Origin of the sequence: Paenibacillus sp. MER 180 (assembly GCF_023713665.1) — a bacterium.
Lineage (GTDB): Bacteria > Bacillota > Bacilli > Paenibacillales > Paenibacillaceae > Paenibacillus_B > Paenibacillus_B suaedae.
This window is the reverse complement of the sequence record NZ_JAMAVT010000017.1, coordinates 102,729-124,332: the sequence shown is the minus strand read 5'-3', so window position 1 is coordinate 124,332 and position 21,604 is coordinate 102,729. Positions and strand designations below refer to the sequence as shown.

Genomic DNA, 21,604 nt, shown 5'->3' with positions numbered 1-21,604 from the left:
CATCTGTTTCTTGAAATCATCTGTAAATGTTCGTCTTATTCTTGGCATAGTAGATCCGCTCCTTGTTATGATGTGTTAATTCTACTAGCCCTTAATTTTTCTGTCCAACTAAGTGTAGCCGATCTATACTTGTTTTGATTCGTCCATAATAAGATTTCCATACTCATCTTCAAATTCAGGGTGTATCACTCTTAAATCTATTGTATTATTCATAAAATCCGATTCGATAGCAAAATCACTTCGATATCCTTGATAAGGGAGATTTCGTCTTCCACCTTCTTCAGGTGTAAAGAAACGATACTTAACAAGAAAATCTGGAGGATGTTTTCTAAATGTTTCATAAGGAACCCACATACGTATATGTTCCTTTCTTTTCTTCTTTTATCATACGACCCCGCCTTAGATCACTCTTACCTTAGGCTAGATCGATTGTTGTCTGAGAGTCTCCCATGATTACACATCTGACAACCAAAGGGCGTTAGCCCTGCAGTGTAAATACGGTGTTATATGAAGTTAATGCCCTCTTGATAATTTCTAGATTCCGAAATATATCAATACATAGTCCTCATCTCGAACTCTAACCCCAAATTCTATAATTCTTATCAAAGATCAACTTTTCATATTTTCCCCGATTGCATGATTCATATGTCTTCTAGATTAACTATCAGGAATCTCTTTATAAATTCTCCATTGTTTTAATAATATTTTTATAACTACTCCTATGCTTGTTCCCAAAAACACAAATATGTAATTGTATCCAATAACAAAAATTCCAAGTATTCCTGCCCCTAAGTCATCTTCACTTAGTGGAAATAATTTGCCAGCAGCAAACATTGATAATACAGTGCATATTGGAGTAAATACCAATATCATCAATAGACTTAATAACTGTTTTGTTTTATATAGTATTACAATAGGAAATGAATAAAAAATAACCAGGATAACTCCAATAATTTCTAATTTTTCTTCAAAGATACGATCATTATAGTAAAATAAATAAAAAATGATTTCACCTACTACAGAGTGATATAAACTAAGTAAAAAAGTCAGCAATATTGCTTTTGGATATGTATTTATCATTCTATTGGTTTTGTTTTTCATTCCTTTCTAGTTGCATATGTTTCATCTAACATACATGTATCTATGAAACCTAACCACCTTAAAAATAGTGACTGGCCGCGGCCGGTCAGTGGTGTAGGGTTGTCCGCTTGATTCATTTCCTCGAAAATCCTCGGTGCGGATCAAGAGGAGACAGCACTGCCTGCGTTAATGCGGTGTTATAGGAGGTCAGCAGCTTCTATGAATTATTATCACTATTTCTGATTATTTAAGGTTTAACATTTGATTATTATAGAAATTCATTGCAATTTCATGATTCCAAATCTGTGCTTCAACATAAGGTATCGTTCCTTTAGGAATCATTGACTCAAGGTTATTCATTATATCAGTTGTCATCATAGACTTTACCTCTGACAATATAAAAACCTGCCCATGATATTTAGCGTTGTAATATTCTTCAGGTTTATCCCTTCCCATCCAAAATGAAACCATACTATCTGGCAATGTAAAACTTACATCTTTTTCACTAAATATCGATAACGGAATCCGTAGAAAATTTACATTTAACCCTGTACTCGATGCGTAATTCTCTATCCAATCTGCAGTCCCTAATACAGAATAAAATGGATATTTATCTTTGGGTACTCCGCCCTTTTCTTTAAATCGGTTTCGCAACCAATTCTCCGCTTCTAATCGGTTTTCCCAATATTGAACTGGTTCTTTGAATCTTTCATAGATGGGCGTATCATCACATAGTTCTTCCATTACTTTCATAGCTTCTGTTTTTGAAAGTGCAGACAGACTTCTAAATGGCACAGCATTGTAATAATGCGTAATGAATTCAAAAATCATCTATTGCTCCTCCATACTGCTTTTATTTGGTTTGTACTGATTTCCTATGACGTTCTTGTATCCACGAACCGGAGAGGATTAAGGAGCATAGCGCCAGCCAATCAGTCATTGGGAATATGCCGATATGCCTAGTTAACTTTTCCCGATAAGTCACGCGTATAAAAAAGGGCCGGTGGGTATCCGAACTCATTAACCATATGAATAAAAAAAATCAGTAAAACCGATAAGATGAAAAGGAATAGAGTTCTGTAAAATGGTTGTGTGAGAACTCAAAAACCAATTAAATTTAGAAGTCATAGAAAGGGACTATGATCAATTTTGATAAACCTATTCGCTCTAGATGATAGTTGACATTTAAGAGGGGGGCGAAAGCCCCCTTTTTTACGGAACATTTCACATGTTAAGATCGTATACTTATAAACGAAGTAATTACAGAACATCGATTAAGAGCAAAAATAGCTCTGTTAACTAGATATATCGTAAAAAACCACGTTGGATATCGTATAATATTGCTTTGAGCAAACATATGGTATAGATAATTCCAATTAACCGCTTCCTGGTTGAGCTTCTATCCTTCTTGACCACTTTTATGCTGAAGCTGCAAAAAGCTTGCTATTGTCGGATACTTATACAAATCCATAGTATTGATAGAATAGCCGGCATGCTGCAACTCTTCAGCTAGTATAATTAATTTTAACGAATGACCGCCCAATTCAAAAAAGTTATGATGCACGCTAATCTGCTGTATGCCCAGTATTTCGGTCCAGATCGCTGCAACTTTTTGTTCCTCTGGGGTTTGTGGAAGGATTAGTGTTTGCTGCCCGCGTAATTGTTGCCTATCGGGAACCGGTAGCCGGTCAGTGTCTACTTTTCCGTTAGTTTTTAACGGAATCCTCTCAATAATAATACAATCAGCTGGAATCATATAGTCCGGAAGCGATTTCCGTAAATGCAGTATCAGTTGGCTCTCCAGTTCATCAGTACAGATTTCAGGCACAATATAAGCACACAGCGACAACTCGTCAGAAGTATTTTTAATAGGAACGACCACTGCTTCAAGTACTTGATCATGTTTTAATAATGTATTCTCAATTTCACCCAATTCGATTCGGTATCCCCGCAGTTTTAACTGCCGATCCTTGCGTCCCATAAATTCGATAGTTCCATCTTCGCGCCAATAGGCTAAATCTCCTGTTCTGTACATGATTTGATCTGTTCGGCCAGGTATCCGCACATAGCGATCCGCCATCAGTTCCGGCTGATTCAGATAACCTCTGCCTACGCCGACACCACTAATACATAATTCCCCGGGTACACCAATAGGTTGAATCTGATCATCCACACCTAAAATCGACACATTGGTTCCCGAGATCGGCTTTCCGATGGAAATACTGGTGCTTTCAGCCGAGCGAATATCATAATATGTTGTTAATACCGTGCATTCCGTAGGTCCGTAGCCGTTGACTAACCGTAAATCCGGGTATAATTCTAATATACGATTGGTTAAAACGGACGATAACACTTCTCCCCCCGTCAACAGTTGGCCAATACCGGAAAAAATATCAGAGTGATGACTCGCGAGATGGTGAAAAAGCGCTGTTGTAATGAGCATTGAATTAACATGTTGTTCTCGAATCGTTTCTTTCAACCGTTTTGGCTCCAGCAGGGTAGCTTTATCAACAATAACCAGTGTGCCGCCGTTTAACAGGGTGCCCCATATTTCTAATGTCGACAAATCAAATACTATTGATGTTGCCTGCAACATTACCGTCTGGCAATCCATGGATAGATAATGAGGATCTTGTACCAGATTAAGAACATTTTGCTGTTCGATCAATACACCTTTTGGTTGGCCTGTAGTGCCAGATGTATACAGCAAATATGCCAGATCTTCCGCTTTTGTCGGCACATCGAGATTGACCATCGGAAGTTCCCGGCTCAGGCTTTCTGTTACGAGAAGCGTTGAAACCATGTGTCCTTGCGGAATATCATCCACATGCTGTACAAGCATAAACCGAGCCTGGCTATCTTCCAGAATAAAATGAATACGTTCATCCGGATATTCCATATCGATCGGCAGATAGGCGCTTCCTGCTTTCAATATTGCTAGGATAGATATGATATATTCGATGCCCTGGCCCATGCGCACTGCCACAAATTCATTATGCTGAATATTCCACTCTGTTCGCAGCATATTTGCAAGCCGGTTTGCTTGTTTATTCAGCTCATTATAAGTCAACTTCCTGCCGTTATGGACCAATGCAATTCGATCAGGCTGCAAGAACACCTGCTGCTCAAACTGTCTGGCAAGCGTTGTTGCCGGTCTGCTGTCGGGGATAACCGGATTGAAATCGTGCATAATCTTTTCCAGTTCAGTTTGCGAACAAATGGACAATTCACAAATCGCCCTATCCATGTTAAAAATGGTTGTTTGCAACAGTTCATTATAATGCACGGACAAGTTGCGAATCGTAGATTCTTTATACCGTTTGGGTGAATAATCAAACTTAATGTGCAGCCGATCATTCTGACGATTGAACAGTATGCGAATATAGGCCGGATCTGAAGCATCCTCTATCTCGCTGTGAAGCCCTTCCATTGCAGCCACCACATGGAGCTGCTTCATCCGATTCGGTGCCAACTGCTGGTGGGAATAGACTGCAGCCAGTTGTTCCCTGAGCTTTAGCACATATTCTTTAAAGCTGCAGGCCGGGTCGATAGCAAGATGGATCGGCAGAAGTTTGCCAGATTGCGCGGAGTTCCCTTGCATCGGCGAGCCGAGCAGTCGATCCCTTTCGCCAGTGTATTTATACAGACAAACGTTCAGCGTTGCCAGCAAAAAGCAATACCATAAAAAATCCGACTCTTTGCAATATTGACCCAATTGCTTAAATATAGCGTCCTCTGCGGTATAATCTACAGTTTCCATGGTCATATGCTCTGCCAAATCCATATTAGTATAGTCAGGTATTACCGTAGCAACTGGAAGTTCATCTGAATAATAGCTATGCCAAAATTGATGATGACTTGTTCTTTCCTTTTCGGATAAAAACATAATGCTTCCCCTCTCTGAGCGGCGTTAAAATGAAAATGTGTCGGTCAACAATGAATGCATATCTCCATTTTCGGCATTTTTACATTGCTCGCTGTACCGATTCATACTTGCTAGTGTTTGATCAAGACCATCCGACAGCAATGATTCCAGCAAAGCAACGTAATATTTTGCCATTTGCTCTACTGTATCCTGTCTGAACAGACGGGTGGAATACTCAAACGTGAAGCCCAGTGCATCCCCATCCTCCTGAGCGATCAGGAGAATATCAGCTATACTGGATTTTCGTTCATACGCATACGGCGTGATAACCAGCCCATCCACTTGCAGTTGCTGGATATCCATATTTTGCAAGGCAAACATCGTCTGGAACAACGGATTGCGGTTGGCCAAAGGTCGAACGTCCAGCTTCTCGATTAGCAATTCCAAAGGATAATCCTGATTACTGAATGCTTCAATGGTATGAGTTCGCACTTCCTTCAACAGTTCACGGACAGTTTTGCTGGCAGACGGTTGGCTGCGGAGCACAATCGTATTAACGAACATACCCAGCAACTGCTGGAATTCAACCTGATTGCGCCCAGCAACAGGAGTGCCGACCATAATATCTTCATCTCCTGAATAATGCTGCAGGAGTGTGAAATACACGGTCAGTAACAACATGTACAGTGTCGTATGGGTGTCGTCCGCCAGCCGTTTGAGTTGGAAGGTCTTTTCGTTGGACACCTGGAATCGAAACAATGCACCTTCATAGTTCTGTTCATCGGGTCTTGGATAATCCGTTGGCAGATGAAGAACCGGCAGCGATCCCTTCATTATGTCCAGCCAATACCGCTCCTGCTTGTGCCAAGCATCAGACTGCCGGAACGACTGCTGCCAGACCGCATAATCCTTATACTGGAATTCCAACGGCGGCAACGATTCTCCCCGAAATAAAGCCATAACCTCTTCCGTCAGCAATCCAAGTGAAAAACCGTCCGAAATGCTATGATGAATATCGAATATCAGCACATGCCGCTCGGAAGATATCGTCACAACACCTACACGGAATAAAGGCGCCTGTGTTAAATCAAAAGGACGGACAAATTGTCTTATCCGTTCTGGAAGTTGTTCTTCCGTCCCGCTTATCCATTCTAGCGGGACTTCCACTTGGTCATGAACTTTGAATACGATCTGTTCGCCTGCTCGCTGATGTGAAAGTCTAAGTGACTCATGCCGTTCCATTAGTTGCTGGACTGTCTTTCTCAAACGTTTCTCGTTGAGCGCTCCAGTAATCCATTTCACATCGGTTATATTGTTGCTCGTATCCGCGAACCGCCTCATTTTCTCTAGGACATAAAGACGGGTCTGCTGATATGAAGCTGGGTAGAATTCGCGCTGCTCCACAATTTGCGGTACCGGCAGGTCCTCTTTTTGCCGGAAACGCAGTTGATTGGCCAATCCACGGATCGTTGGCTGAGCAAAGATCTCATCCACGCCGACATCGACACCCAGCTCTTTGCGAAGCCTTGCTACGATCAGAACCGCTTTGAGCGAATGTCCACCAAGCAGGAAGAAATTGTCTGTTACGCTGATCATCTTCAATTCTAGTATTTCACTCCAGATATCAGAGATGATCCGCTCTAGCTCATCCTGCGGCCATTCATGCGAAATGAAATCTGAATCTGAAGCAGTTGTGACCCTTTCAGGTGGTGGCAGCTCTTTAGTATTAATTTTATTGTTGGCAGACATGGGCATCTGCTTGAGTTGCACATACAGTTGAGGAACCATAAATTCGGGCAACAACTGTTGTAACTGTGTTCGCAAGTCCGATTCATTTAACAATGTAGTTGCAGTATAATAGGCGCAAATCTGCGTCTCCTTACCCTCCTGCTTGATAGGAATAACAACCGCTTCCTGAATTTGAGGCAAGCTTAAAATTTGCCGTTTGATCTCCTCCAACTCAATCCGGTAGCCTCTAATTTTGATCTGGTGATCCCTCCGCCCCAGGTATATAAGATTACCGTCGGCACGCCATTTGACCAAATCGCCGCTACGATACAGACGTTCCTGGTTAAGCCATGGTACCGTAAGAAATTTTTCATCAGTCAGATCCTGCCGATTCACATAACCGGCCGTTAATCCGTCTCCGCCTATAAACAGCTCTCCGGCAACTCCGATGGGTACGGGCTGATTAAATGCATCCAGTACATAACAGGTTGTGCCGGTTATCGGTTTACCGATTGGAATACTTTTTTTCTCTTGATTGGTCACATCATAGGTCGTAGTATAAGTCGTACTTTCCGCTGGTCCATACCCGTTTTTGAGTCGGACATGCGGATGATGTTGCAACAGAATCTGCACATGCGAGGGGGACATCACTTCGCCACCCACAATAATGGTCTCTAGGTTATTAAAAATTTCAGGGTCTTCGTTTAACAAATGATTGAACAGGGCAGTAGTTGGAGTCATTATGTTGATGGAGTGCTGTAATAGAAACGGCTTCAATCGCGCTGGATCCAGGAACGTGTTTTTATCGGTTAAATACAAACATCCTCCATTAAGGAGGGGTGCCCATGTCTCAAACGTAAAGACATCAAATCCCAAAGCACAGGTTTGCAACAGCCGGGTGTTCTCGCTTAATTCCACATAATCGGTTTGTTTGACCAAACGCGAAATGCCAAGATGCTTGATCATAATTCCCTTAGGTCTGCCGGTCGTCCCCGAGGTGAAAATAATGATCGCCGTCTGGTCAGGTTCCCTAACCAATCCTAAATTTGAGGTGTTTGTACTGTACAATGATTCATCCAATAAATCCAGTATCTTCAAGCTGTCCGGAAGCGGCTGCTCGGGTTCTCCCTGTACAAGCAGCCATTCCATACTGCTATCCTCCAGCATATTTAATATTCGCTGTGTCGGATAATCCGGCTCGATAGGCACATAAGCGGCTCCTGCTTTGATCACAGCAAGCATACCCACGATCATCTCGAGAGAACGCTCTGCCATTATGCCAACATTCGTTCCTTGCACCAAGCCACGGTTCCGCAAGCTGTGTGCAAGCCTATTGGCTTTATCATTTAGTTCCCGATATGTATACATCCTTCCATCATGAAATAACGCGGTTCGTTCCGCGTGCAACTCTGTCTGTTCTTCAAAAATCCGATCAATTGTTAAAAGAGGATAATTGATGATATTGTCGTTGAACTGATGTAATATAAGCTGTTTCTCCACTTCATCCAACAGATCAAACTGATGCAGTTCCATACCTGGCATCGTAGTGACCAGTCTGGATAATCTGACAAAATGAGCAGCCATTCTGTTCATTGTATCCGGTGTGAACAAATCGGTGCTGTATTCCAGCTTGCCGGTAATCACATCATTATCTTCTGTCAATTCCAGCGTCAGGTCGAATTTGGAGCTGTCACTCTCCCATTCATAGCGTTGGAAGACAAGGTCGTTCATCTCCATTTCGTACTTGTCCATATTTTGCACAACAAGCATAGTATCAAAAATGGGATGTCTGCTTGATGAACGCGCAATATTCAGCCGCTCCACCAGCATATCAAGCGGATAGTCCTGATGATCGTAAGCAGATAACGTAGTTTGCTTGATTTGGGCCAACAATTCCAGGAAAGTCATGTTCCCTTGAGGACGTGTACGAAGTGCCAGCGTATTCACAAACATACCGATCACCGACTCCAATTCGGCGCTTCGGCGACCTGCAATCGGTGTGCCGATTACAATATCTGTCTGGGAAGTATAACGATGCAGCAGTAGCGAATAAATACTGAACAACACCATATACAGTGTTGCTCCTTCCTGTTGAGCTATCTGCCGCGCCGATTGGACAACATCCGCATTTAACTGAAAATGCACATAGTTACCGCGACCACTGCTGTATGACGGTCTGGCATAGTCAGTCTGCAAATCCAGCACCGGCAATTCGTCTGCAAACTGCTGCATCCAGTACTTCTCTTGTGCGCTCATTTTCTCACCGGAAAACAAATCGTTTTGCCACATTACATAATCCACATACTGCACTTCTACCGGAGAAAGCGGAATGCCGTTATAAAGACAGCCGATCTCTTTTATCATAATTTGAATGGATATGCCATCCGCAATGATATGGTGAATATCAAAAAATAAATAATAGACTGTGGGAGAAGTGCGGATCAACTTAAGCCTGAATAATGGAGCCTGATCCAGGGCAAATGGCTGTGCCAGCGATTTCAATACTTCCTCGAGCTGCTCTTCCTCCACCTCAAGCGTTTCCAGCGAAAACGGAACCGTAGCCAGTACGGTTTGCGAAATATCGTTATTGTCTAGATCTGTCTCAAATATCGTCCGCATAGATTCATGCCGCTGGATAAGCTGCTGTACTGCCTGCTCAAATTTTTGGAGATCCAGTGTCCCCAATATTTTGAAAACAGAAGATAGGTTATAGGCTACACTGTGCGGATTGAACTGCTGAACGACAAACAATCTCCTTTGAGCTGATGATGTTTCATAACAACCTATCGTTTCCATTGAATGAAACCCTCCTGATCATGAATTGCGGCAGGGATGGTCTGATTGATAACGCTTACCACTTCCTCCATATGGCTGTGTAGAAAAAAGTGATCCCCTTTAATCCATACGATTTCGCAGTTGTGAACGGTGTGCCGGTTCCATAACTGGATTTCTTCCCTGTTGATCTTATCGTTCAACCCGGCGAATACGGTTACCGGGCAATTTATCAAGGGCCGTGCCGGATCAAGACGATATGTCTCCAGTATACGGACATCGGCATTTAATATTTTTTTGAACTTTGCGGCCAACTCCGGACGGCGTTTAATCTCCGCTGGGATACGGCCATCCGGAAAAGACAATGGGGCCAGGAGCCTTTGCTTGAGACTGGACCAAGAAAATGTACGCTTCCGATCAGACAAAGGTGCAGGCCGACCGGATAGCAACAAATGGACAGGCGGCGGATACCCTTCCCGGAGCAGCAAATAATATAATTCATACGCTAACACTGCCCCCATGCTGTGCCCGTAAATGGCATAGGGTACTTCCTGTACTTGTGGTACTATCTGTGTCACCGCATCCTTTAACATATCGGCAATGCTGGCCGCATAAGGCTCATCATAACGAGCGCCTCTGCCGGCAAGTTCAACCGGTCGGAGCTCGATATGTGGACTTAGCTGACCTTTCCACTGCCAGTATATTGTAGCCGAGGCGCCTGCATATGGGAGGCAAAATAATATGGTTTTAACGGTCATCACCCCTTCTCGAATAACGGAATGCTTGGCTTGATTAAGGGAACTACCGTTTGTGTAGTCTGCTGCATAGCCACAATGCGCCCCCCATCCATTTTGATAATACGATCCGCTAGATGGAAATAATGATCATCATGCGTAATTGCTATAATACATTTGCCCCGGTCCTTCATGTCCGGCAGCAGGGTATAATAAAAGAAACGGCGGTATTCCGGATCTTGATCCGCAGCCCATTCATCAAATAGACAGATTGGACGATCCTCCAAATACGCAATCAGCAAGGCCAGTCTTTTTTTCTGTCCGGTTGACAGTTTGGTTGTACTGAATGTGCCGTTATGAATAACGATCTTGTCCTGCAAATCCAGCAAGCGGAGATAGTGTTGCATTTCTGCTTCTTTAGCCTGCCAGTCGATGCCATACAAACGGTCGAATAGATGGAAATCGCCGAAGATCGCCGAGTAGTACTCACCTAGCCCACATGAGGAAATCACGCCATCATTCAGTGTCACCTTGCCTGTATCTGGTGTGTACAATCCAGTAAGTAGCTTAGCCAAGGTTGACTTCCCACTGCCGTTACCTCCAGTAATAAAGGTGATGCTGCCACTGTCAAATGGGCAGTTGATGGGTCCGACCGCAAACCCGGTTGGCCCCGATGTGTTATTGCCCGTATAGCTATAGGTCACATCTTCCAGTTGCAATCGAATCGGAACCGTCTGGACGGAAACGTCAGCAGAAGGATGTTGAATTCTCTGTTCCACCTCCCGGATCATTTGTTTAATGCGATCCCAACTGACCTTGCTCTGCGCATACTGGGGAACGCTGTCCAGCAGTTGATTGACGGGACCGGTCATATACAAGAACACAAACACATAATTTCGTAGCATCGACGTATCCATCTGCTTAAAAAGCTCTGGAAATACAAATACTACACACCCGATCACCAGTATGAACAGCAGTTCTCCCAACACAAAAATGTCCGAATAACGCAGTTGATACACATTGCGCTTCTCTTTGTACGTTTCGCAACTGATCTGCATCTCTTCTCTGAATTCCCGGCGTTTGTCAGAATGAAGCGAAAGCTCCTTGAAGCCTTTCAGCAGATCATTGATAAACTTAAAAAAAACATTCTGGAGATCACGCGTTTCCTCCATTAAATGGTTCGCCCGGCTTCCTACATACATATACAATACAGCTAGCACAGCAATGATCACTATGGATAGCAGCAAGGCATACATGTTCATAATCCCAAGATATAGAAAACAGCATAACAAGGTAATCAGATTGGTCGCGCCCGATATCAGGATTCCCATGGAGCGACTGATGGCTTCGGTATCATTATTAAGCGTCGCTTCTACACGTCCTCGTTCAAAGCTGTCCATTTTGGAGAAGCTCGTTTGTAAAAACTTATCAACCAACTCCATCCGCTTGGCATAAATAATTTGATTGGTCAGCTTAATCAACATAGCTCGGATGATTCGCTGTCCGAACACATACATCGCAATCGCCATCGCAAAATAAAACAGGAGCCCATTCATCAGATTATCCGTTCGGTTGAACGATTCATTGATAATAAAAATGACAAACGCATTCCCTAAACCACTGACCAAACCCAGAACAATTGGCGTCAGAAATGACTTCTCCGTGTTTTTTGGAAAAAACAGAGTCAGCAGCGAGTAAGCCATATACAAGGCTCCAGTAATCAGTAGCAGCCACACGGCGGTCATTACCGTCGATGGTAGCCATATTTCAATAAATCCCCAGGTCAGTTTGTACATTAGAATATCAGGAGCCTTGTATATCATCCATGCGAACAGGCAGGCAGCAATTAGATGATATCCTAGCAACCTGTAGGGCTTGGCCCGTTGAAAAGATGGTTTGCGTTTGCCGTTGCCAATGTCACGGAAGACCAGCACCAGATACACAAGTACCGCAGCTCCAATAATAGACAAGGCGATAATTAGGCCGACCGCCACAGAATCCGCTTTTTTGTAGGTATCGGAATGAATTAACGGAGGCTCTTCACCATGCAACTGGCTCAGGATGCCTTGTCCGATCCCTTGCGTATAATCGCTGTTCATATTAGCCATAATGACAACGCCAATGCCTTCTGCCGGACGCATGCCCACAAAGGAAGAAAATGTAGGGTTGTTACCCGAATGCGAAATCTCACCTTCTCCGCTTTGGAAGATATCCCAGCCTACCGCATAGGATGCACCGTTGCTCTCAGGCGGAACCGTGCGATTCGGTAGATGAGATTGATCAATCAGTGAATATTCAAAAGATCCTGAATGTTCGATTCCCATCTGAATTTTAAGCCACAGAGCCATATCCTCGGCATTGCTGACTATATATCCGGCAGGAGCATTGCCCACGAATGGCGGCGGGCTGTATAATTGCGGCCTTGTATAGGCCATTTTATAACCGGAAGCCAATTCCGCGGAGGCTATCGGTTCCTGCACCACAAAAGTATGCTTCATCCCCAGCGGCTCAAAGATATTATCTTTCATATACTCGGCATAGCTTTGCTCACTAACCTGTTCAATGATTAATCCAAGCACATCGTAATTAATGGTCGCATACTCATACGTTTTGCCAGGCGCACGATTCAAGGGCTGGTTCTGCAATAAGCGAACCGTCCTCTCCAATTCACCCGCTCCATAACCCTCCGGCAGATGGCCAATCGTATCAAACGGTATGCCGCTCGTATGATGCAGCAGTTGCTCTATCGTTATTACGGCCGGTTGATTATGATACACAGGTTGAAACCAGGGCAGATACTTGCTCACCGGATCATCCAGATGCAAGCGATTTTCCTTCGCCAGTTTTAACACTGCCAGGCCAGTAAACGCCTTGCTGTTTGAACCAATTTCAAACAGGGTGGACGGACTGATGGCAGTGCCGTCAGACACGTCCTTGAACCCGTAACCCCGCTGCAATATGATCTGATCTCCACTGACTATCGTGACAGACATGCCCGGAATTTCCGCATGTTCCATTTGCTCCTGTACCCATGATTCAATTTGCTCCAGATAGCGGGGCGTCATGTCCTTTCCTGCATTCGCATAGGACATGACCGGTGCAGACAGCGCCAGCCAGCACGCCAATATACATATCCACAGTACTCTCCAGCATTTATACGGGGAATTCAAGCTTAATCCCGCCCCCTCTAATCCATAAGTAGAGCATTTCTCTGTTTACGAGCGCTCAGTACGTAGCACTTCGGAAGCTTCACTTCCTGATCCTTTAAATGATCATACAGCGCTGAAATATCGTGATCGTACTCGTCAAAAGACTGAATCATCAGTCCATTGCTCAGTGTACAGCTCATAATGTGCGACAGAGTAGGATCGAATACATAATATGGCGCGCCTTCATAGGTCTCTTTGTTGATATAATCCAAGCCTTCGTTATATACGCGCGGTTCATCAATGAAATACGAGAACTTCATTTCCAGAGGATGTTCCTTATCATTCTCATCTAACATGAACAGCACCGGATGAATATCGTAGATCAGTACATTTCCACCGTCTTTTAAAAGCCGCTGCACCATCTGGAAAAACAGCGATAAATCAGGAAACCAAATCAATGAGCCGGCTGAAATATAAATAAGATCAAATGTTCCGCTATACTGTTCCGGGATTTCGTACACATCGGTCTGCATAAATTCACATTCAATCCCAGCATCTATTGCCAGCTTACGAGCTTCATCGATCGCTAGATCACTAATATCAAATCCTATACAGAAGGCCGCCCCCAGATTTTTAAGGGATAACGTTTCCGTGCCGTCATTGCAGCAGAGATGAGCAACAGACTTGCCTTCAAGACCGTACGCCTTCAACTTGGCGGTTATCGTCTCATCCAGCACCGAATATCCTTTCTGGCGGAATAGCTTCTTTCGCTCCTCCTTTCCCTTATGATGGCGGGCAGCCACCTGATTCCATGAGCGCCGGTTGGCTTCGGTATAATCCTTGATTTCCACAGTGTCTAACTCCTTATTATTTGAATTTTTAGCGTTTGGTTCTTTCACGCCTCTCCACCTTTTTGAAGCTTACAGATGCCGGATTTTCAAGGGTGGGCATGGTCTGCTTTTTCTGCAGAATCCATTGTGCCAGACTGCGGACAGTAGCCATTTCAAACAACTCGCGCAAGGTTGGAACATAACCGCAAGCAGCGCCTATTCTAGCGACAACTGCGGTCGCCTTGAGAGAATGACCGCCCAATTCAAAGAAATTATCATTGACGCTGATTTCATCCAGTTGCAGAACATCTTGCCAGATGGCCAGAACAAGTGCTTCTTCTTCATTTTGAGGCGGTATGATTTCCCGGATGCGTTCATCTGTATTTTGAATTTCAGATAAGCGTGCCTTGTCTATTTTACCGGTAGAGGTCAACGGCATGTTGGCCACAAAAATAATCTCCTGCGGAACCATATAACCAGGGAGTCTGCTCCGAAGCCAAGCGGACAACTCCTGCCGGTTCGTCAAGGAAATTCCCGTCTGGAACTTCTCCTCACCGGATTCCGGATGTGGAAAATGCTGCACCCATACACTCGGATCATAATAGATTCCATTTTTCTGTTCCAAGTCAATCATGACAGGCTGTAACGTGATTGGCGTGATATAACTGCCGCTTTTCGGAAACTCGATGCCGGTCCATAGCTGCCAATCTCTAATACTGCCTGTGATCGTCTGTGATTGTTCTGCAATGCTTAGAACTTGTCCGCCTGCCCGGATATGGGTTCGCAGCCAAGGATCTAACGGCAGGCCATCTGATCTGGTCAACGCACAGTACTCTGTAAATGACTGTTCGGGATAGTTCGTTTTGCCTGTTGGTCGAACAGGTACGATAATATGCTCCAACTGGTGAGCGTCAGCCACATATTTGAAAGCTTCCAGCAGCAGCCCGGCTAGTCCATTGCCCCGTTGCTGTTCATTTACCACCCCGGCCAATATCAGTAGCGTATTGGGAGAGGGATAGGAACCGGCGGTTTCCACACTTTTCAGCAGACCCTCATCCCAGCCTTGCGGAAGATGCTCCGGTGAGCCGTCCCAATACATTGGAACGGTATTGCCGACAGCGGCAATCTCTCCATCTTCTTGTAGCAAGGCAAATTGATAATCGATGAAATTGGCAAACAGTTTAGGCCAGTGTTCCAGCATTACACTATCCCCGATAAAATAATCAGGCCATGACTGCCGATGCAGTGCATTCATCCCCGCGGCCAACTGCGGCATTTGCGCCAAATTAAACCATTTTAAACGTCGTGTATTGCTAAAGGGCTGATACTTGTTTGTAATTTCCACATAGGCGACCAAACCATCCATTCCTTTGTCATGGCGGTGGATAACGGCTGCGCTGGCGATATCACGGTGCTGCATAAGTACCGTTTCAACTTCCTCCAGCTCCACCCGGTTTCCTCTCACCTTCACCTGCTGATCCAGCCGGCCGATGTAGCGAATGATGCCTTCTTCTGTATATTTGACGAGGTCGCCTGACTTGTATAGCTTCGAGTCAGACGTATCAGAGAACGGATCGTTCACAAAACTGTCTGCCGTGCGTTCAGGATCATGTAAATAACCACGTGCCAGTCCTGGTGAGCTGATGTATAGTTCACCAGGCACGCCTGCTGGCACAATATTCATCATTCGATCAAGCACATATACCATTACATTGCCCAGCGGCGAGCCAATCGGCACAATCTCTCCTTCAAATTCCAGCCTGCAATCAAATGTTGTTGCATCTACCGTGACTTCTGTCGGTCCATAATGGTTGTACAATCCGCAATCGAATTCCTCCCGGAACAAATCGCGAAGCTTGCGTGTAAGCGGCGCTCCGCCACTAATCACAAACCGGAGTTCAGGCCATTGTGTAAATACCCCGTTTCTGCGGGCGTTGATGAATTCCTCCAGCATCAGCGGTACAAACTGCAAGAATGCAACTCCCTGCTCCTCCGCAAGCTTCCCTAGCGCAGCCGGATCTTTGGCTTCATCAGGATGTGGGATGAAAATGCGCGCTCCGCAGGTGAGCGGCCAAAATATCTCCAGCAACGAAGCATCAAATGAATACGAGGTGTGGAACAGCGCCGTATCATTAACCTGCAACGAATAATGCTGCGCCAGCCCGGCAAACAAATGCACGATGCCCTGATGCTCGATCTCAATTCCTTTGGGCTTCCCGGTTGTACCCGAGGTAAATAATACATAGGCCAGTGTGGAACGGTCCGCCTCTACACCCGGATTAATGGTCGACTGTGCATGCAACTGCGCCTCCAACTTGTTGAGATCAAGCAAGGTTACCGGGTGTACAGATTGCACCAACCATGAACCGGTTCCCGTGATCAGTACAGAAATATCTGCGGCCTGTATGATCTCCAATTGCCGTGCTTCCGGGAGTTCCGGATGGATAGGCACATAAGCGGCGCCTGCTTTCCAAACGGCAAGCAGCGAAACAATCAAATCAGCCGAACGTTCAAACCTAACTCCGATTTTTTGCTCCCGCCGCACACCGGCAGTCAGCAGCAAATGCGCCAACTGATTCGCTTTTTCATTCATTTGTTTATACGTCATTGTCTGATTATGATCGAAGATGGCGATCTCGTTCGGTGTCAATTCCACCTGACGTTCAATCACTTGATGCACACAGGATTGGGCTTCATAGCTGTGTGGCTTGCGATTACGTAGGTTGGCGATAATCGTTTCGGACTGTTTGTCCAGCCACTCATAGGCATAAAGCGAGCCGTCAGGGGAATCAATCACCTGTTGCGTTAGCAAGATAAACTGCTCGGCAATCCGCTCTGCCGTCGTTCTTTTAAACAGATCCGTATTATAGTTCAAATTAAGTTCAATCCCGTGACCCAGTTCATCAAAAGCAAAGGTCAGATCAAAACGAGAACTGGTTTCCATGAAATCATACACTCGCGGATTGTAGTCGAGCCCAACAAATTTCAGGTTTTTCAGTAAATTTTGTTTATTGTTTTGCAAGCCGTACATAACCGAAAACAGCTTAGAACGCGAAAGATCATTTTCCGTCTGGATTTGCTCAATGACGAAGTTACTCGGATATAGATGATTATCATAGGCCTCGATTGCCGTCTGCCTGCTCTGGGAAACCAATTCAGTAAACGTCATATTCGGTTCTATTCGGCATTCCAACAGAATCGCCGTGGCAAACAGCCCTAGCATTCGTTCTAGCTTCACATCGTCACGGTTCACAATAGGAGAACCGACTGCGAAATGATCCTGATTGCTCAAACGGTGCATTTGTAAATTCAATACCGACAATAGGAACATATATAATGTAATCCCTTGCTGCTGACAGTAAGTGGCGATCCGCTTTTGCAAGTCCGGTTGAATCGTCTTCAGCACAGTGCCACCGTTGAACGTCACTATCGAAGGGCGCGGATAATCAGTCGGCAGGTCTAATGCTGGCGGCACGACAGCGAATTTATCCAGCCAATACTGCCGTTTGGCTTCCAGGTATCCAGATTGAATTGAAGTGTTCATCCATTCGGCATAATCCGTATATTCAATCTCCAGCTCAGGCAACTGCGCAGTACGATGTTCTAATTGCGAATTATACAGTTCACTGAATTCGTCAATCAGATTCATGGACGATGTCTCATCCCAGATAATATGATGCGCTACGAACATCATCAGAAACTCTTTGTCCGCATATTCGATCAACTTGACCGAAAACAGCGGCCCTTGGGCAAAATCAAAACTTTGATTGTTATGCTGTTCCGCCATCCGGTAGACATCTTGCATAATTTCATCCGGCTCTATATGTGTTCGATTCTCATATACGCTGTCCAGTCGGAAGTCCTGCTCCGATTTCACAACTTGAACCGTTGCGCCTTCATGATTGGCAAAATGAGTACGAAGCACGGAATGCCGTTCAATCAGTCTCTGCCATGCCCACTCAAAAGCTGGAAGATTCATATCACCATAAAACATCAAATCAAAGCTTACATTATAAAACGGGTTGTCCGGCTCCAGTTCATGCAAATACCACTCCGGCAGTTGAACAGGAGCAAGCGCGTATGCGCTTTTGGCCGGAAAACGGCGCAACGGATTATTGTCCGCAGCCTCTCTCGTTGGAGAATGGCCAGTTGTTTTGGCCGCTTTTTCCTGATCAATGACTGCCGCCAGTTCATGCAATACCGGGGTCGTGAAAATTTGCTGGAGTGCCATACTGATACCAAACTGCTTCCGAATCCGGTTTACCAGTTTGACTGCACTGATGGAATGCCCCCCCAGATGAAAGAAATGATCCTGTGCATCCACTTGCTTTAATTCCAGGATCTCTGCCCATAAGAGGGAGAGTTCCCGCTCTGTCGGGGTAGACCATGTTGCCGGTTTGGATGGTGCGGATGCGATATACTCGTTCGCCCATGACTGCAATGTTTTGCGGTCAATTTTCTCGCTGGTCAGTAGCGGCATTTGCTCAATGCTGATTAACTGCGCTGGAACCATATAATAGGGCAGCTTCTCCTGCAAATAAGTCCGCAATTGTTCCGGCTCCAAACGCTCCTTGCTTGTATAAAAGGTAACCAGCATCGAGTCTCCATTTCCTTGCTTTCTCGCAATCACCGCCGCTTCGTCTATCCCTGGATGACGGTTGATTACCGCCTCTACCTCACCAAGCTCAATACGGAAACCGCGTACCTTGACCTGATGATCGATCCGGCTGGAAAATTCCAGATTGCCATTCGGCAACCAACATCCCAAATCACCTGTCCGATAAACAATGCGCTCATGTTCGTGGTTGGCAAACGGATTGGCAATGAACTTGCTGCGGGTCAGCTCGGCATTATGCCAGTAACCGGCTCCAACGCCAATTCCGGAAATCCATATTTCACCCTTTACCCCTACCGGGACTGGCTTATGAAATTGGTCCACCACATACAGACGCATGTTAGGAAGTGGTTTGCCTACAGGAATGCGCTTATGTGTCAAGTCAGATTCATCCTGAACATCACTGCGCATCGTATACTGGGTTACATCATCCGAACATTCCGTAGGTCCATAGGCATTAATCAACGGTATATCCGGGAGCATGGTAAACCAGCTTTTGACCAGTTTGCCAGGCAGCTCTTCCCCGTTGGCAATCATCCAGCGCAAGGAGGGCAAGGAACGTTCGGAAGCAGGCATACTTTCCATCGTATCCAAGAAAGCAAACAGCAATGAAGGAACGGTCTCGATAACTGTAATCTGATGATTCTTTATATGCTGCAACAATAACGCTTGATCCCGACCCGCCTCAAAGGAAACAATGGATGTCTGTCCGCCGACCAGCAGCGCAACAAGCGATTGCCAGATAGAGACATCGAAACTGATCGAAGCATTTTGTGCTACAATATCGCGTTCACTCAGTTGCAGGCTATAAATTTTGGCGTACAGATGATTGATCATGCCATTATGGCGTACGAGTGCACCTTTGGGCGTACCGGTTGAACCGGAAGTGTAGATCATATAAGCAAGCCGTTCGGCTGAAGGATCGTCCTCCCCGTCAGTTACCGGGAATTCAGCCAGACACTCGCTGGTGATCAGCTTATGTTGCTGCGGCCATAATGGCCCTTCCCCTATCGGCATATCCACACACAGCACAGAAAGGCTTGCAACCGTATCCAGTCTGCTCACGCGTTCCAGCAGTTGATTCTGAGTAATCAGAAGCTGTGCAGCGCAGTCCTGTAAGATATAAGTTGCGCGTTCATCCGGCACATTCGGATCAATCGGCACATAGGCTGCACCACTCTTGAGAATTGCCAGCAGCGAGGTCAGCCAGTCAAGATTGCGCTCACACATAACAGCAACAAATTGCCCTGACTTTATACCGCGGCTGCGTAAAAAATGCGCCAAACGGTTCGCACGCTCATTTAATTCTCTATACGATAATTGCTCTCCGTCGTAAGAGGCCGCAATATGATTCGGCGTACGTACAACCTGCTGTTCAAACAGTATAGGAAATGGCGTATGTACCGGGAAATCAACAGACACCTGATTGAAATCTTCCATCACCTGTGTGCGCTCAGCCTCCGACAGCATATCCATTTCGCTAACAAGTATCGTTGGATTTTGGATGGCCTGCTGGACCAGTTGTAAAAAATTACAGCTTAACCGTTCCATTGAAGACGATTCAAACAGGTGGGTGGCATATTGAATATAGCCTTCGATCTGCCCTTCCTTTTGATAAAGCTCAAATATAAAATCAAATACGGAATAACGGATAGGTTGAAGCGAATGTTCAAATGACAAAAACAATCCTGGCGATATTTCGCGTACAGCTTTGCTGTCTGCATGCAGTGTATGCATTTCAAACACAACATCATATACGGGATGATGGCTATTATTGCGATCCGCCCCCAGATCATGGACGATCATATCGAACGGATATGCCTGATTTTCCTGAATATTTAGCACATTTTCTTTGATTCGTTTGACAAATACGCTGAAAGGCTCTTCTCCGTTTATCTGATTACGCACCGGTAGTGTATTGATGAAGCTGCCGATCATTCCGTTCAAATCGGGATGAAATCGGCCTGATAAAGAAGTCCCGACAATGATGTCCTGATTCCGTGTATATTTGGCGAGCAACACATTCATAATTCCTAATAAAAACATGTACAGACTCACATCCAACTGCTCACATGTTTTTTTGAGCGGCACAAACAATTCCTCGCCAATAACCAGCGGTACGGCCGCTCCGGTATAGGTTCGTTCCGCTGGACGTTGATAGTCCAGCGGGAAGTTCAGATCGAGCAGTTCCCCAGCCAAATAGTCAGCCCAGAATTGACGCTGGTCCGCCAATTCACCGCCCGTCAGCATACCGTTATGCCAATGAGCATAGTCGCTGTACTGAATATCAAGCTCTGGTAGTACAGGCGGAACCTGGGTAACATGCGCCTTGTAAATCACCATCAGTTCGGACAGTATAATGTCGATCGATAGCCCATCGACGATGCTGTGATGAGCGACGATCATGCAGATATGTTTGTCCGCGGATAACTTATACAAGGTGAACCGAATCAACGGGGCCTGCTGCAAATCGAACGGTGTATTCAATTCCTCCTGTATTCTATGCTCCAGCCGCTCACGCGAATCATCAGCCGAAATATCATAGATCGCAACCGGAATTTGAATATCGTGAAAAACGAGCTGCAGCGGCGAGCCGTCCTGGTCCCGATAACTGGTACGAAGGGCAGCATGCCGTTTCGCCAGATCCTGTACTGTCTGTTTAAACAGCCCCACCTCCAGTGGGCCGACCAGTGTAAATACAGTAGACACATGGGACATTGCGCGAGCTGATGGATCATCGGAAAAATCAAGCTTGTCCAGGAACCAAAATCGTTTTTGCGTATGTGATAATTCATATTGATTAGTTGTCGATTGAGTAGAAATATTCATCG

Annotated in this window: 9 protein-coding genes; all 9 read right to left on the bottom strand. The window is 45.2% G+C overall.

Features of this window, described 5'->3' with window-relative positions:
- Nucleotides 1-123: 123 nt before the first annotated feature.
- The 9 genes from M3661_RS23615 to M3661_RS23575 all read right to left on the bottom strand — a co-directional run bounded on the left by M3661_RS23615 (nucleotide 124) and on the right by M3661_RS23575 (nucleotide 21,602).
- Nucleotides 124-354: a hypothetical protein gene (locus M3661_RS23615; protein WP_251489163.1), complete on the bottom strand. Its 231-nt coding sequence runs from the start codon at nucleotides 352-354 to the stop codon at nucleotides 124-126.
- A 303-nt stretch (nucleotides 355-657) separates the two neighbouring features.
- Nucleotides 658-1,101 carry a hypothetical protein gene (locus tag M3661_RS23610; protein WP_251489161.1) on the bottom strand — a complete coding sequence of 148 codons (444 nt, stop codon included), beginning with the start codon at nucleotides 1,099-1,101 and terminating at the stop codon, nucleotides 658-660.
- A gap of 222 nt (nucleotides 1,102-1,323) precedes the next feature.
- On the bottom strand, nucleotides 1,324-1,911 hold the full coding sequence (locus M3661_RS23605) for a hypothetical protein (protein ID WP_251489159.1): 588 nt from the start codon (nucleotides 1,909-1,911) through the stop codon (nucleotides 1,324-1,326).
- A gap of 568 nt (nucleotides 1,912-2,479) precedes the next feature.
- Nucleotides 2,480-4,966 carry a non-ribosomal peptide synthetase gene (locus M3661_RS23600; RefSeq protein WP_251489157.1) on the bottom strand — a complete coding sequence of 829 codons (2,487 nt, stop codon included), beginning with the start codon at nucleotides 4,964-4,966 and terminating at the stop codon, nucleotides 2,480-2,482.
- A 24-nt stretch (nucleotides 4,967-4,990) separates the two neighbouring features.
- Nucleotides 4,991-9,469: an amino acid adenylation domain-containing protein gene (locus M3661_RS23595; protein WP_251489155.1), complete on the bottom strand. Its 4,479-nt coding sequence runs from the start codon at nucleotides 9,467-9,469 to the stop codon at nucleotides 4,991-4,993.
- On the bottom strand, nucleotides 9,457-10,203 hold the full coding sequence (locus M3661_RS23590; RefSeq protein WP_251489153.1) for a thioesterase II family protein: 747 nt from the start codon (nucleotides 10,201-10,203) through the stop codon (nucleotides 9,457-9,459). Before M3661_RS23590 ends, M3661_RS23595 begins: the two co-directional genes overlap by 13 nt.
- The gene (locus M3661_RS23585) at nucleotides 10,203-13,349 is read right to left on the bottom strand and encodes a cyclic peptide export ABC transporter (protein ID WP_251489151.1); all 3,147 of its coding nucleotides are present in this window, start codon (nucleotides 13,347-13,349) and stop codon (nucleotides 10,203-10,205) included. Before M3661_RS23585 ends, M3661_RS23590 begins: the two co-directional genes overlap by 1 nt.
- A gap of 17 nt (nucleotides 13,350-13,366) precedes the next feature.
- Nucleotides 13,367-14,227 (bottom strand): class I SAM-dependent methyltransferase, encoded by an 861-nt coding sequence (locus tag M3661_RS23580; protein ID WP_251489149.1) that lies wholly within the window; start codon nucleotides 14,225-14,227, stop codon nucleotides 13,367-13,369.
- On the bottom strand, nucleotides 14,208-21,602 hold the full coding sequence (locus M3661_RS23575) for a non-ribosomal peptide synthetase (protein WP_251489147.1): 7,395 nt from the start codon (nucleotides 21,600-21,602) through the stop codon (nucleotides 14,208-14,210). Before M3661_RS23575 ends, M3661_RS23580 begins: the two co-directional genes overlap by 20 nt.
- Between the last annotated feature and the right edge of the window lie 2 nt (nucleotides 21,603-21,604).